Here is a 13,428-nt window from a genome sequence, read left to right as displayed (position 1 = left end):
AGGCCAGAATTTTCGTCCCAACCTCTTACCTGGTTAGCTAATAACTAGCTACTATAAATATTAACGTGGGATAAAAACGTCCCCAGACTTACCAGTTCTCCCTTATTTAAAGGAACTGGGCTGATACAGTCTCCCAGACTTACCAGCTCTCTCTTATTTCAAGGAGCTGGGCTAAAAACGTCCCCCGGACGTTCCAACTCTTCCCAATTTCTGGGAGTTGGAGTAAAAATATCCCCCGGATATTTTTACTCCTCCATAAAGCTATTGAAGACTTCTTCAATCATGTTCCATTCGTCTTCTGAGTCTTCTGGGATTGGTTGCAATTCGCCTTCTGTTCCATCTTCGTTTTCGATGAATGAGTAAGCTTGGATTTCAACTTGTCCGTCTTCGTCTTCTTCTGCGTTAACTGGTACTAGAAGAACATAGTTTTTACCAAATTCTTCTTTTCCGTCAATCGTCAAAAGGATTTCAAACAAGGTTTCATTTCCTTGTTCATCTACTAGTGTGATGAGTTCACGTTCTTCGTGGTCGTGGTTATGATCGTGTGACATAGCCTCTCCTTTATATTAAAATTTTCTATCTAAATAATTTTGTAAAATCAGCTGAGCTGCTAACTTATCAATGACTTTCTTGCGCTTATTGCGACTGATATCTGCTTGTTCAATCAACATGCGCTCAGCAGCCACTGTTGTCAAGCGTTCATCCTGATAGTCTACTGGTAAACCAAAAAGTTCTTCTAACTTCGCTCCGTAGGCTTGACTAGCTTCCACGCGCGGTCCGCTTGTATTGTTCATGTTTTTAGGCAAGCCCACTACAAATCGTTCCACCTTGTAAGCATCAACCAATTCCTTAACGCGTTCAAAACCAAATTGGCCTTGCTCCTCATTGATTTGGATGATTTCAAGCCCTTGAGCTGTAAAACCGAGCGGATCGCTAATAGCCACCCCTACCGTTTTTGAACCGACGTCCAATCCCATAATTCTCATAGGTTACAGATCGACTCCTTGTCCTTTAAGGTAGTAGCGGACCAATTCCTCAACGATTTCATCACGCTCATACTTACGGATTTGATTTCGTGCATTATTATAACGAGGAACGTAGGCAGGGTCTCCACTCAATACGTAACCTACGATTTGGTTAATTGGGTTGTAGCCCTTATCGTTCAACGAAGCATAGACATCAGTCAAAGTTTCGCTAATTTCTTTTTTATTGGAATCGTCCAATTTAAAACGTACTGTTTCTTCAGTAAATCCCATTCTAACACCCTCTTTCCTTAGAATAGTACCATTATAGCATAATTCCTTACGTTCTACAATTCAGGCAGTCTATTTATTTGGATTTTCTATTGTTCTGTCGCGCCATTTGCCAATCTGTCTGAAATATATTTGCTCGGTTCATTTTTCAAAAGATTTTCCAAGCCAATATTCTTCAGATATTCCAACTGAGAAGCCTTTTTGACGTCCAAAACTTGAAAATCAAAACTAGTCGTTGTTTGAAGTTCTGTTGCACTCAATAGTTTAGTTTCAAGCTTAAATCCTGCTAATTTACGAGCTTCTATGATGGCCTCATCCTTCTCCTCCGCCTCAAGAAGAGCTTTTTGGGTTTCTTCCACTCCGTGTTGGTCAATATAAGTTTTCAACTCATCAGAGACTGGACGCTTTTGTTGGATAGTTAGACTCAAAAAAGTCTTGTCTTTATATGTAATGGTTTGAGTTTGCTGGCTGCCATCATCTGACTTGGGCAAAACCAAAGTCTTGGTTACAACTGTATTCTTCTCGGCATTTTCAATAACTGGCAATGCCGACTGAAGCGTATCTTTTTCTGTTTTTGTAGCTGGTCCAGTTTCTTTTTTCTGTCCGCAACCAACCAGGACAAAAAGGAAAGCTAGACTAACAAGAACTATTTTTTTCATTTCATTCTTCTTTCTTTTTGAAATTAAAATAGAATAAGACTGGGAATTGCTCCCAGCCTTGATGTTTATAGAGCTGCACGCAAACGTGCTTCTGCATTTTCTACATTACGGACAGAGCGTGGTAGGAAGGCACGAATATCATCTTCCTTATAGCCAACTTGCAGGCGTTTTTCATCTACAAGGATTGGGCTCTTTAAAATTCTCGGTGTTTCCATAATCAGATTGAGGACTTCGTTGACACTCAAATCTTCAATATCCACTCCAAGGGCTTTGGCATAGCGATTTTTAGATGAAACGATGCTGGCTATTCCGTTATCTGTTTTGGTTAGAATATCCAGTAATTCTTCTCTCGTAATTCCTTCTTTACCAAGGTTTTGTTCTTTATAACTTAACTGGTGGGCATTGAGCCAGGTTTTTGCTTTTTTACAGCTAGTACAACTTGAGACTGTATAAATTTTAATCATGTACCTACCCCTTTCGCTACATGTTACTATCAGTTTAGTCTATTATACCATAAAAAACATCCGACTTGCGACCTATTTTTAAATTTTTTTGACTTTTTTCGTCATTTTCGTACTTTTTTCTTGACAAAATGAAATTTACAGCCATTCATTATATTTCTTGATATAGATTTTTTTCACAATTGTCACGCTAATCATATACAAAATAATGATGAAAAGTAAAAAGATGAAATAAATCGGTTTTAAAGGAGTTAAATGAAGTAGGACTGCGAGTGGACTGTAGGGAAGAAAGGTCACAAAGGCTGCAGCCAATAAGGTTGTCACAAGGACTAGCCAGGCTGGACGACTTTGTAAAAAGGGAATTTTAGCTGAACGCAGCATATGAATAACCATGGTCTGTGACCACATGGACTCGATAAACCAACCTGTCTGAAACAAGACAATAAATCCTACGGCAGACTCCGCTCCATGGACATAGGCTTGACCTGTCGTCATGGGTACAATGATAAAATAGAGCAAAATAAAGGTCAAAATATCAAAGGCAGAAGAGATAGGCCCCATCCAAACCATGAAACGTGTGATGGACTTAGCTTCCCAGGTATGCGGATTTCTCAAAAAATCTTTATCCACCTTGTCAAAAGGCAAGGCAATACAAGACAAATCATAGACTAGATTTAGGATAATCAAATGGACTGGTGCCATCGGTAAAAATGGTAAAAAGATTCCAGAGACCAATAGGGATAAGATATTTCCAAAATTAGAACTCACTGTCATTTTGATATATTTAGTCATATTGGCATAGACCTTGCGACCTTCAACAAGTCCTTTTTCCAGCACCATGAGATCCTTATCAAGTAGGATAACATCGGCCGTTTCTTTGGCAATATCTACTGCTGTATCAACAGAAATCCCCACATCTGCAACTTTCATAGAAGGAGCATCATTGATTCCATCTCCCATATAGCCTACAGCATGACCATTAGCCTTAAATTGCAAAATAATCCTTGCTTTTTGGTCAGGAGAAAGTTTGGCGAAGACGGTTACCTCCTCCACGGCTTGAGCCAATTCTTGATCACTCATCTGATCAATTTCAGATCCTAACAGCATCTGATTGATATCCAAACCAACCTTTTCACAGACTGCTTGAGTAACTTTTTCGTTGTCTCCCGTCAAAATCTTTGTTTGAACCCCATGTTCTAACAGAGCCTTAATTGCTGGTGCTGCAGATGGTTTAGGAGGATCTAGGAAGGCTAAATAACCAGTTAGAATCATATCCCCTTCATCATCAACTGTATAGGCATGGCCTTCCCTCAAACCTGACTTATAGGCCACTCCCAAGACACGCAAACCTTGTTGATTTAGTTGTCTGACTTCTGCTAAAATTTCTTCTCTAATAACATCTGTCAAGGGAGTAATCACTCCTTGGTATTCCGCATAACTGGAAATCGTCAACATTTCCTCTAGGGCACCCTTGGTTACCAAACTAACAACTTCGTGTTCATCCTTAACGATAACACTCATCCGTCTACGTTCAAAATCAAAGGGAAGCTCATCTATTTTTTGAAAAGTTTGAGCCAGATTTTGCAAGAGGGCGTGTTCTTTGGCTTCCTTTTCAGTCCGTTTGATGATGGCTCTGTCCATCAAATTTTTCAAGCCCGTTTGAAAATAAGAATTGAGATAAGCTCGTCTCAAGACGGTCAAATCCAAGCGTCCATGGATGTCCAAGGGATATTCAAGGACAATTTCGTCTTGGGTTAGAGTTCCTGTCTTATCTGTACACAAAATATCAATCGCCCCTAAGTCCTGTATGGCATTGAGTTTCTTGATAACCACTTTTTCCTTGGCCATAATGATGGAGCCTTTTGCTAGACTGGCCGTGATAATCATAGGAAGCATCTCAGGTGTCAATCCAACACCAACACTCAAAGCAAATACGCCAGCTTCCAGCCAGTCACCATCTGTTAAACCATTGGACAAGAAAACGATGGGCACCATGACCAGCATCAAACGAATCAAGAGCCACGAAATACTATTCATCTCCCGCTCAAACGAAGTAGGCTCGTCATAGGTGTTCAAAGTCTGCTCAATGGCTCCCATCATGGTATCATCACCAACTGCTAAAACCACGGCCTTGGCACTACCAGACAAGACATTGGTTCCCATAAAGGCGAGCGCTTCTGCTTCTAGCAGACTATCAGATTGTTGAACTGTTGCCTTGGTAAAGGCCAATTTTTCAACCGATTCACTTTCACCTGTCAAGCCCGACTGTTGTACAAAGAAATCGCGCGACTCAAATAAAAGAAGATCTGCTGGAATCATGTCTCCAGCGCTTAATTTAACCACGTCACCCACTACCAAATCATCGATAGGTACTTCTTGGATTTCTCCTTGACGAATGACAGTCGCTGTGTTGACAATCATTTTTGATAGATTGGTCGCAGCCTTATCACTACGGAGTTCTTGGACAAAGCGTATGCTACCAGAAATGAGGACTAGGACAACGATGATAATGGAAGTTGTCGGATCTTCTTGATCTGGTTTTGCCAACCAGACATTGGTCACCAAGGAAATCACGGCGATGACCAGCAAGATGATTGTAAAAGGATTGATAATGGATTCGTAAATCTTTTTGAGGATACTGTCTTCTTGACCCTTTGTGATGGTATTTTCGCCATATAGGTCACGATTTTTCTCCACCTGCTCCTCAGTCAAGCCTGTTAGACTTGTCTTATAAAAAGATAGAGTTTCGTTTAAAGATGTATGAATAGCTGTTGCTAATCTTTCTTTTGTAGTTTTCATTGATTTCTCCTATCTGTATGAATGATGTGTTTCATACACAGAGACCAATCACTTTACAAGGGCAGAACGACACAAATCAGCGATTGGCTGTGTATGTGCGGTTCCGGATGGTCGTCAATTTGCATCGTCTATCTCCTTTCTTTGATTTAAACAGTAGAAAATCCCACCATAAAATGGCAGGATTAAAAAACTAGTTATCTGTTTTTTCGTTCAAGCTTTAACTCCATAGGGCAATGTAATGAGCTTAGTCTTGGCCTTCGCGACCAGGACTGTTGACCAACGAGTAGTGTCTCCACTGCTTTGCGGTAGTCATCCGTATCCCTATGGTAGCCTCACCTACCGTTTTCGTCTTTCAGTATAAACCTTTAAAATTTAAAAGTCAATCATTTGAGTTGTTTAACTCTTAAATGACTATCAACTCTTTTGGAGCTAGGGTCAATAATTCACAACCTGTCTCTGTAATCAAGATATCATCCTCGATACGAACCCCGTATTTACCTTCGATATAGATACCTGGTTCATCTGTCAATGCCATACCTGCCTTAATAGTTTCAGTAGAAGTTTGGCTAAAGTAGGGTTCTTCGTGGATATCCAGTCCAATACCGTGGCCAATACCGTGAGTAAAGTAGTCGCCATAGCCTGCCTCGATGATAATATCGCGAGGGATTTTGTCAAAGTCACGGAAACCTAATCCTGCCTTAGCTTGATCAATCAAGGCTTGGTTGGCTTTCAAAACCGTATTGTAAATCTCTGCTTGCTCGTCGCTCACATGTCCTAGATAGATAGTCCGTGTCATATCACTGACATAGTGGTCATAAAGGCAACCGAAATCCATAGTAATGGCTTCTCCTAGCTCCACTGGTTTGTGCATAGGATGGGCATGGGGTTTGGAAGAGTTGATACCGCTAGCTAGAATGGTGTCAAAAGACAAGCCAGATGCTCCCAACTCACGCATGCGGAAGTCAAGGAAGTTGGCAATCTCAATTTCAGTCTTTCCTGGCTTAATGAAGTCAAGCGCATCGCGGAAAGCTTGGTCTGAGATAGAACAAGCCTTGCGAATAGCTGCAATCTCCGCTTCATCCTTAATCATTCGAAGACCTTCGACAAACTGAGTTTGTGGAAGCAAGTCAATTCCTTCAAAGGCTGCCTGCATACGGTGGTAATAAGAGACTGAAATCTCATCTTCAAAACCGATTCGAGACAAGCCCATGTCCTTGACAATGCCTGCAATGACAGCCAATTCATCACGGTCAGCCACAATCTCAAAACCACTGGTTTCTTGCTTGGCTGCAATGATATAGCGAGAATCCGTCACCAAGACCTGACGGTCACGGCTGATGAAGACTGTTCCGTTTGAGCCCCAAAAACCAGTCAGGTAATAGACGTTTTTAAGGTTGTTGATGATGATACCATCTAGTTCTTTTTCTTGCATTTTAGCTAGAAATGCTTGTACACGTTTATTCATGATGTAACTTTCCTTTCAAATACTGTCCTGTGTAGCTGGCTTCATTGGCCGCTACTTCTTCTGGAGTTCCTGTTGCGATGATGGTTCCACCGCCGACACCGCCCTCAGGTCCCAAGTCGATAATATGGTCTGCTGTCTTGATAACGTCTAAATTGTGTTCAATGACGAGAACTGTATTGCCATCGTCGACAAAGCGAGCCAAAACCTTGAGCAAGCGAGCGATATCCTCTGTATGAAGACCTGTCGTCGGCTCATCCAGAATGTAGAAAGATTTTCCTGTCGATCGTTTGTGGAGTTCACTAGCCAGCTTCATACGCTGAGCTTCTCCCCCAGAAAGGGTGGTAGCTGGTTGTCCTAAGGTCACATAGCCTAGCCCCACATCCTTGATGGTCTGGAGTTTACGTTGAATCTTTGGAATGTGTTGGAAGAATTCCACCGCATCATTGACAGTCATGTCCAAGACCTGCGAGATATTCTTTTCCTTGTAGTGAACTTCTAGAGTTTCACTGTTATAGCGGGTTCCGTGGCAAACTTCACAAGCCACGTAAACATCTGGCAAGAAGTGCATCTCAATCTTGATAATCCCGTCACCTGAGCAGGCTTCACAACGACCACCCTTGACATTGAAACTGAAACGCCCCTTCTTGTAGCCTCGAATCTTGGCTTCATTTGTCTGAGCAAAAAGGTCACGTATATCGTCAAAGACACCTGTATAGGTAGCTGGGTTGGACCTAGGCGTTCGTCCGATAGGGCTCTGATCAATATCAATCAAGCGGTCTACATGCTCAATCCCTGTAATAGTCTTAAATTTACCAGGCTTGTCTGAATTACGGTTGAGCTTCTGGGCAATGGCTTTTTTGAGGATACTATTGATTAGAGTAGATTTCCCTGAACCTGATACCCCTGTCACTGCGATAAATTTTCCTAGTGGGAAGCGAGCTGTGACATTTTGCAGGTTGTTCTCACGCGCACCTGTCACTTCGATAAAACGACCATTTCCGGCACGGCGCTCTGTTGGCACTGGAATAGCACGTTTACCTGATAAATACTGGCCTGTGATAGACTTGCTGTTGCGAGCTACCTGCTTGGGCGTACCTGCAGCAACAATCTCCCCACCAAAAACACCCGCACCAGGACCAACGTCAATCAAATAATCAGCCTCACGCATGGTATCTTCGTCATGTTCCACTACTATGAGAGTATTACCCAAATCACGCATCTTTTTGAGGCTGGCAATCAGACGATCATTGTCCCTCTGGTGAAGACCGATTGATGGCTCATCTAGGATATAGAGCACACCTGATAGGTTGGAACCAATCTGGGTCGCCAAGCGAATACGCTGACTCTCTCCACCTGAAAGGGTTCCTGCCGAACGTGACAGAGTCAGATAGTTAAGACCCACGTTATTAAGGAAGGTCAAACGATCCTTGATTTCCTTGAGGATTGGGCGAGCAATGATGGCTTCATTTTCAGATAGAGTCAACTGGCTTACCAAGTCCAAGTGGTCTGCGATAGACAGGTCTGAAATTTCTCCGATATGTGGCCCTTGCTCACCGCCCACACGGACAGACAAGGCCTGATCATTAAGACGGTAACCGTGACAGGTTCCGCAGGTCAGCTCATTCATGTAGAGGCGCATTTGGGTGCGGGTGTAGTCACTATTAGTTTCATGGTAGCGACGCTTGATATTATTGACAACTCCCTCAAACGGAATGTCAATATCGCGCACACCACCAAATTCATTCTCATAGTGGAAATGGAATTCCTTGCCATCTGACCCATAGAGAATCAAGTTCTTATCCTCTTCTGACAAGTCCTCAAAAGGCTTGTCCATATCCACTCCAAAAGCTGTCATAGCCTGCTCTAGCATGTTTGGATAGTAGTTGGATGAGATAGGATTCCAAGGAGCCAAGGCTCCCTCACGTAAGGTTTTGCTGGCATCTGGTACTACCAAATCAGTATCCACCTCCAGCTTGATACCCAAGCCATCACACTCACTACAAGAACCAAAAGGAGCATTGAAAGAAAAGAGACGAGGCTCTAACTCTGGAACAGTAAATCCACAAACTGGACAGGCATAATGCTCAGAGAACAACAACTCAGAGTCGTCCATAGTGTCGATAATGACATAACCTTCTGCAATACGAAGGGCAGCCTCAATGGAATCAAAGAGACGACTACGAATACCCTCCTTGATGACAATACGGTCAACCACGACATCAATATTGTGTTGCTTGCTCTTGGACAAGTCTGGCACTTCGGTCACATCATAGACTTCCCCATCCACACGGACACGAACATACCCGTCTTTCTGAACCTTCTCAATGACACTCTTATGTTGGCCTTTTTTCTTGCGGATGATTGGAGCTAAAATTTGCAGGCGCTGACGTTCAGGCAATTCTAAAACCTTATCCACAATTTGCTCCACAGAAGAAGCCTTGATAGCTCCATGCCCGTTAATACAGTAAGGCGTCCCCACACGCGCGTAGAGGAGACGCAGATAATCATTGATTTCAGTCGTGGTTCCAACCGTCGAGCGAGGATTTTTACTAGTCGTTTTCTGGTCAATGGAAATAGCTGGGCTGAGACCATCAATAGCATCTACATCAGGCTTCTCCATATTTCCCAAAAATTGACGAGCGTAGGCTGACAAACTCTCCACATAGCGACGTTGACCCTCCGCATAGAGGGTATCAAAGGCCAGACTGGATTTCCCTGAACCTGACAAACCGGTCACGACAACCAACTTGTCTCGCGGAATCTCCACATCAATATTTTTTAAATTATGGGCACGCGCCCCATGAATGACAATTTTATCTTGCATATTTGTTCTTTCTAGTTCATTATTGCTTACCATTATACCAAAAAAAGTGAGATTCTATTACCCAAAAAGCTGATTTTGTAGTATAATAGTACGGTGTGAAAAAATCTGAAAAATGAGAAAGGATAAGGGATATGAAACAAGTTTTTCTCTCTACAACAACTGAATTTAAAGAGATCGATACGCTTGAACCGGGTACTTGGATCAATCTCGTCAATCCGACTCAAAATGAATCACTCGAAATCGCTAACGCCTTCGATATCGATATTGCCGACCTCCGAGCACCGCTCGATGCGGAAGAAATGTCTCGTATTACAATTGAAGACGAGTATACCCTGATTATCGTAGACGTGCCGGTCACAGAAGAAAGAAATAATCGCACCTACTACGTAACCATCCCGCTTGGTATTATCATCACAGAGGAAACCATTATCACTACGTGTTTGGAACCACTACCTGTCCTTGATGTCTTTATCAACCGTCGGTTGCGTAATTTCTATACTTTCATGCGTTCGCGTTTTATCTTTCAGATTCTTTATCGCAATGCAGAGCTTTACCTAACAGCCCTTCGTTCAATCGACCGTAAGAGTGAGCAAATCGAAAGTCAACTGCATCAATCAACTCGTAATGAAGAATTGATTGAGCTGATGGAATTGGAAAAAACTATCGTCTATTTCAAGGCTTCCCTCAAAACAAATGAGCGCGTGATTAAAAAATTGACCAGCTCAACCAGCAATATCAAGAAATACCTTGAGGACGAAGACCTGCTTGAAGATACCCTGATTGAAACCCAACAGGCCATCGAGATGGCAGACATTTATGGAAACGTCTTGCATTCTATGACGGAGACCTTTGCCTCTATCATTTCCAACAACCAGAACAACATTATGAAGACCTTGGCCCTTGTGACCATCGTCATGTCCATCCCAACCATGGTCTTCTCTGCCTACGGGATGAACTTTAAGGATAATGAAATCCCCCTAAACGGAGAGCCAAATGCCTTCTGGTTAATCGTCTTTATCGCCTTTGCTATGAGTGTCTCGCTCACTCTCTATCTCATCCATAAAAAATGGTTCTAAGAGGAGTTCCTATGTCTCAGATTGATCTACAAAAATTAACTAAGAAAAACCAAGAGTTTGTCCACATCGCTACCCAACAATTCATCAAAGATGGGAAAACAGACGCTGAAATCAAGGCTATTTTTGAGGAAGTTATTCCCCAAATCCTTGAAGAGCAAGCCAAGGGTACGACTGCTCGTTCCCTCTATGGTGCACCGACCCACTGGGCTCATAGTTTCACTGTCAAGGAACAATATGAAAAAGAGCATCCAAAAGAAAATGATGATCCAAAACTGATGATTATGGACTCAGCTCTTTTCATCACTAGCCTCTTTGCCCTCGTCAGCGCCCTCACAACCTTCTTTGCGGCAGATCAAGCTTTCGGCTATGGATTGATTACTCTTCTATTAGTTGGACTGGTTGGTGGATTTGCCTTCTACTTGATGTACTACTTTGTTTACCAGTATTATGGACCAGACATGGATCGCAGTCAACGCCCACCTTTCTGGAAATCTGTACTAGTTATCCTAGCTTCTATGTTCCTTTGGTTGCTTGTCTTCTTTGCAACAAGCTTCCTACCAGCTAGCCTTAACCCAGTACTTGCTCCATTGCCGCTGGCTATTATCGGAGCAGCCCTCCTAGCCCTTCGCTTCTATCTAAAGAAACGCTTGAACATCCGCAGCGCAAGTGCAGGACCAACACGTTATTAAGAAGAATGATAAAAGCAACTGCAGGTGCGGTTGCTTTTTCACTTACTTTTTTGATTCTAAAGTATTCTTCTGACATCCCACATAGCTCTATCTAATCTTTTGTGATAAAATAGACTCAATCTATTTCTAGGAGGATAAAATATGATTTCTACTATTGGTATTGTTAGTTTATCTAGTGGCATTATCGGAGAGGACTTTGTCAAACACGAAGTGGACTTAGGTGTCCAACGTCTCAAGGACCTGGGACTCAATTCTATCTTTTTGCCCCATTCGCTAAAAGGATTAGACTTTATTAAGAATCATCCTGAAGCGCGTGCAGAGGATTTGATTCATGCCTTTTCTGATGATAGCATCGACATAATCCTATGCGCCATCGGTGGAGACGATACCTATCGCTTACTACCTTATCTTTTTGAAAATGACCAACTCCCAAAGGTTATCAAACAAAAAATTTTTCTTGGCTTCTCGGATACAACCATGAACCATCTCATGTTGCATAAATTAGGAATCAAGACTTTTTATGGTCAATCCTTCTTAGCAGACATTTGTGAATTAGACAAAGAAATGCTAACCTATAGCCTTCACTACTTTAAAGAATTGATTGAGACGGGAAGAATCTCAGAAATACGCCCTAGCAATGTTTGGTATGAGGAACGAACTGATTTTAGTTCTAAGGCTCTGGGAACACCTCGTGTCAGTCATGCAAATACCGGTTTTGAGTTGTTGCAAGGAAATGCACAGTTCGAGGGGAAAATCCTCGGTGGTTGCCTCGAATCCCTCTACGATATCTTTGACAACTCTCGATACGCAGATAGCACGGAGCTCTGCCAAAAATACAAACTTTTCCCTGACTTGTCAGACTGGGAAGGAAAAATCCTCTTGCTAGAAACAAGCGAAGAAAAGCCTGAGCCAGAATACTTCAAAAAGATGTTGCAGACTTTAAAGAACACTGGTATGTTCGAGGCTATCAGTGGACTCCTGGTCGGAAAACCTATGGATGAAACTTTCTATGACGACTATAAAGAGGCACTATTGAATATTATTGACAGCAATATCCCGATTATCTATAATCTAAATGTCGGCCACGCAACTCCAAGAGCAATTGTACCCTTTGGGGTCCATGCTCATGTAGATGCACAGGAGCAAGTCATCCGCTTTGACTATAACAAAAAATAAATAGTTTCTCTATTTTTGTGCTTTTGTATTCGTTTTCGTTACAATTTGTATCTGAATTTATTGCATTTCGCTAATTTCTATGTTATCCTTTTGAAGGAGGTGTATATGACAAAACAAAAAATTAATCGAATCGTAGGTTCTATTGGTGCCTTTATTGGAATTATAGTATTTATTGCCTACATACCTCAAATTATCGCTAATTTACAGGGAAATAAAGCTCAACCATTTCAACCTTTATCAGCTGCTATATCTTGCTTAATCTGGGTTATTTATGGATGGACAAAGGAACCTAAGAAGGATTGGATACTAATCATTCCAAATTCAGCTGGTGTTATTTTAGGTGGAATCACTTTTTTGACTTCACTCTAACAAATCTAATAGTATATATAAAAAGCTGGGAAAAATTTCTCAGCTTTTTTCTATATTCTCAGATATGCTAGTTACCTGTACACACTAATTCCTGCTTTTCCACTCACAATCATTCTCGTGGTCATCAACCAGGCCTGCAGCCTGTAGAAAAGACAAGACGGCGACTGGGCCTGTGAACTTGAAGCCTCGTTTTTTGAGATCTTTGGCTAATTTCTCAGACAAAGGTGTTTTAGCTGGGGCTTGGCGATAATCAGGAATATCGTTAACGACAGTTTTCCCCTCAACAAAAGACCAAAGATAGGTATCAAAAGAGCCGTACTCTGCCTGTAGTCGTAGAAAGGCTTGGGCGTTAGCGCGTGTAGCAAAAATCTTGGCTCTATTTCGGATGATGGCTGGATTATCCAGCAAGGCTTCCAATTCGGTATCGATCATCTCTGCGACTGCTTGAATTTGATAGCCATGAAATGCTTCTCTGAAAGCTTGACGTTTGTTGAGCACCGTTTCCCAAGACAGGCCTGCCTGATAGGTTTCCATACACAACAACTCAAACAATGCTTGGTCATCATGGAGGGGCTGCCCCCACTCCTCATCATGATAGGCGATGTAGAGCGGATTGGTCATCTTGACCCACGAACAACGTTTTGTCATACTCTGCTC

The 13,428-nt window shown here is 42.2% G+C and carries 13 protein-coding genes and 1 riboswitch; of the genes, 4 read left to right on the top strand and 9 right to left on the bottom strand.

Annotation, left to right across the window (positions count from 1 at the left end):
* Positions 1-245: 245 nt before the first annotated feature.
* The 8 genes from DSY56_RS06390 to uvrA all read right to left on the bottom strand — a co-directional run bounded on the left by DSY56_RS06390 (position 246) and on the right by uvrA (position 9,461).
* Positions 246-551, bottom strand: a complete 306-nt coding sequence (locus DSY56_RS06390) for a DUF1292 domain-containing protein (RefSeq protein ID WP_000017620.1) — start codon at positions 549-551, stop codon at positions 246-248.
* Between the two features lie 15 nt (positions 552-566).
* Positions 567-986 (bottom strand): Holliday junction resolvase RuvX, encoded by a 420-nt coding sequence (gene ruvX, locus DSY56_RS06385; protein ID WP_054404839.1) that lies wholly within the window; start codon positions 984-986, stop codon positions 567-569.
* 3 nt (positions 987-989) lie between these two features.
* Positions 990-1,256 (bottom strand): IreB family regulatory phosphoprotein, encoded by a 267-nt coding sequence (locus DSY56_RS06380; protein ID WP_000507059.1) that lies wholly within the window; start codon positions 1,254-1,256, stop codon positions 990-992.
* A gap of 86 nt (positions 1,257-1,342) precedes the next feature.
* Positions 1,343-1,912: an SP0191 family lipoprotein gene (locus DSY56_RS06375; protein WP_000725139.1), complete on the bottom strand. Its 570-nt coding sequence runs from the start codon at positions 1,910-1,912 to the stop codon at positions 1,343-1,345.
* Between the two features lie 65 nt (positions 1,913-1,977).
* Positions 1,978-2,376, bottom strand: a complete 399-nt coding sequence (spx, locus tag DSY56_RS06370; RefSeq protein ID WP_000591165.1) for a transcriptional regulator Spx — start codon at positions 2,374-2,376, stop codon at positions 1,978-1,980.
* A 135-nt stretch (positions 2,377-2,511) separates the two neighbouring features.
* A complete protein-coding gene (mgtA, locus tag DSY56_RS06360) occupies positions 2,512-5,172 on the bottom strand; it encodes a magnesium-translocating P-type ATPase (RefSeq protein WP_112444555.1) in 2,661 nt (886 codons plus the stop codon).
* A gap of 194 nt (positions 5,173-5,366) precedes the next feature.
* A riboswitch (M-box (ykoK) riboswitch) is annotated at positions 5,367-5,518 on the bottom strand.
* 57 nt (positions 5,519-5,575) lie between these two features.
* Complete coding sequence (locus tag DSY56_RS06355) at positions 5,576-6,637, bottom strand: M24 family metallopeptidase (RefSeq protein WP_061758925.1); 1,062 nt, start codon at positions 6,635-6,637, stop codon at positions 5,576-5,578.
* The gene (gene uvrA / locus DSY56_RS06350) at positions 6,630-9,461 is read right to left on the bottom strand and encodes an excinuclease ABC subunit UvrA (RefSeq protein ID WP_112444553.1); all 2,832 of its coding nucleotides are present in this window, start codon (positions 9,459-9,461) and stop codon (positions 6,630-6,632) included. The genes DSY56_RS06355 and uvrA overlap by 8 nt, the downstream gene beginning before the upstream one ends.
* A gap of 131 nt (positions 9,462-9,592) precedes the next feature.
* Between uvrA and DSY56_RS06345 the strand changes: the two genes are divergently transcribed.
* From DSY56_RS06345 to DSY56_RS06330, 4 genes are all read left to right on the top strand, one after another.
* A complete protein-coding gene (locus tag DSY56_RS06345) occupies positions 9,593-10,537 on the top strand; it encodes a magnesium transporter CorA family protein (protein ID WP_000815623.1) in 945 nt (314 codons plus the stop codon).
* Positions 10,538-10,548: 11 nt separating this feature from the next.
* A complete protein-coding gene (locus tag DSY56_RS06340; protein WP_112444551.1) occupies positions 10,549-11,226 on the top strand; it encodes a DUF1129 domain-containing protein in 678 nt (225 codons plus the stop codon).
* 141 nt (positions 11,227-11,367) lie between these two features.
* Complete coding sequence (locus DSY56_RS06335; RefSeq protein WP_112444549.1) at positions 11,368-12,402, top strand: S66 family peptidase; 1,035 nt, start codon at positions 11,368-11,370, stop codon at positions 12,400-12,402.
* A 105-nt stretch (positions 12,403-12,507) separates the two neighbouring features.
* Positions 12,508-12,771 (top strand): SemiSWEET family transporter, encoded by a 264-nt coding sequence (locus DSY56_RS06330; RefSeq protein ID WP_000166114.1) that lies wholly within the window; start codon positions 12,508-12,510, stop codon positions 12,769-12,771.
* An 84-nt stretch (positions 12,772-12,855) separates the two neighbouring features.
* Here DSY56_RS06330 and DSY56_RS06325 read toward each other — a convergent pair whose 3' ends face one another.
* Entirely contained in the window at positions 12,856-13,419 is a 564-nt protein-coding gene (locus DSY56_RS06325) for a DNA-3-methyladenine glycosylase I (protein WP_112444547.1), read from the bottom strand.
* Between the last annotated feature and the right edge of the window lie 9 nt (positions 13,420-13,428).

The sequence above is a fragment of the Streptococcus sp. 596553 genome, from assembly GCF_900411395.1.
GTDB classification, from domain to species: Bacteria; Bacillota; Bacilli; order Lactobacillales; family Streptococcaceae; genus Streptococcus; species Streptococcus mitis_BA.
This window is presented reverse-complemented; position numbering and strand designations above follow the sequence as displayed.

Coding starts and splice junctions, on each gene's coding strand:
- DSY56_RS06390 (WP_000017620.1), bottom strand. CDS start 551: ATGTCACACGATCATAACCACGACCACGAAGAACGTGAACTCATCACA.
- ruvX (WP_054404839.1), bottom strand. CDS start 986: ATGAGAATTATGGGATTGGACGTCGGTTCAAAAACGGTAGGGGTGGCT.
- DSY56_RS06380 (WP_000507059.1), bottom strand. CDS start 1,256: ATGGGATTTACTGAAGAAACAGTACGTTTTAAATTGGACGATTCCAAT.
- DSY56_RS06375 (WP_000725139.1), bottom strand. CDS start 1,912: ATGAAAAAAATAGTTCTTGTTAGTCTAGCTTTCCTTTTTGTCCTGGTT.
- spx (WP_000591165.1), bottom strand. CDS start 2,376: ATGATTAAAATTTATACAGTCTCAAGTTGTACTAGCTGTAAAAAAGCA.
- mgtA (WP_112444555.1), bottom strand. CDS start 5,172: ATGAAAACTACAAAAGAAAGATTAGCAACAGCTATTCATACATCTTTA.
- DSY56_RS06355 (WP_061758925.1), bottom strand. CDS start 6,637: ATGAATAAACGTGTACAAGCATTTCTAGCTAAAATGCAAGAAAAAGAA.
- uvrA (WP_112444553.1), bottom strand. CDS start 9,461: ATGCAAGATAAAATTGTCATTCATGGGGCGCGTGCCCATAATTTAAAA.
- DSY56_RS06345 (WP_000815623.1), top strand. CDS start 9,593: ATGAAACAAGTTTTTCTCTCTACAACAACTGAATTTAAAGAGATCGAT.
- DSY56_RS06340 (WP_112444551.1), top strand. CDS start 10,549: ATGTCTCAGATTGATCTACAAAAATTAACTAAGAAAAACCAAGAGTTT.
- DSY56_RS06335 (WP_112444549.1), top strand. CDS start 11,368: ATGATTTCTACTATTGGTATTGTTAGTTTATCTAGTGGCATTATCGGA.
- DSY56_RS06330 (WP_000166114.1), top strand. CDS start 12,508: ATGACAAAACAAAAAATTAATCGAATCGTAGGTTCTATTGGTGCCTTT.
- DSY56_RS06325 (WP_112444547.1), bottom strand. CDS start 13,419: ATGACAAAACGTTGTTCGTGGGTCAAGATGACCAATCCGCTCTACATC.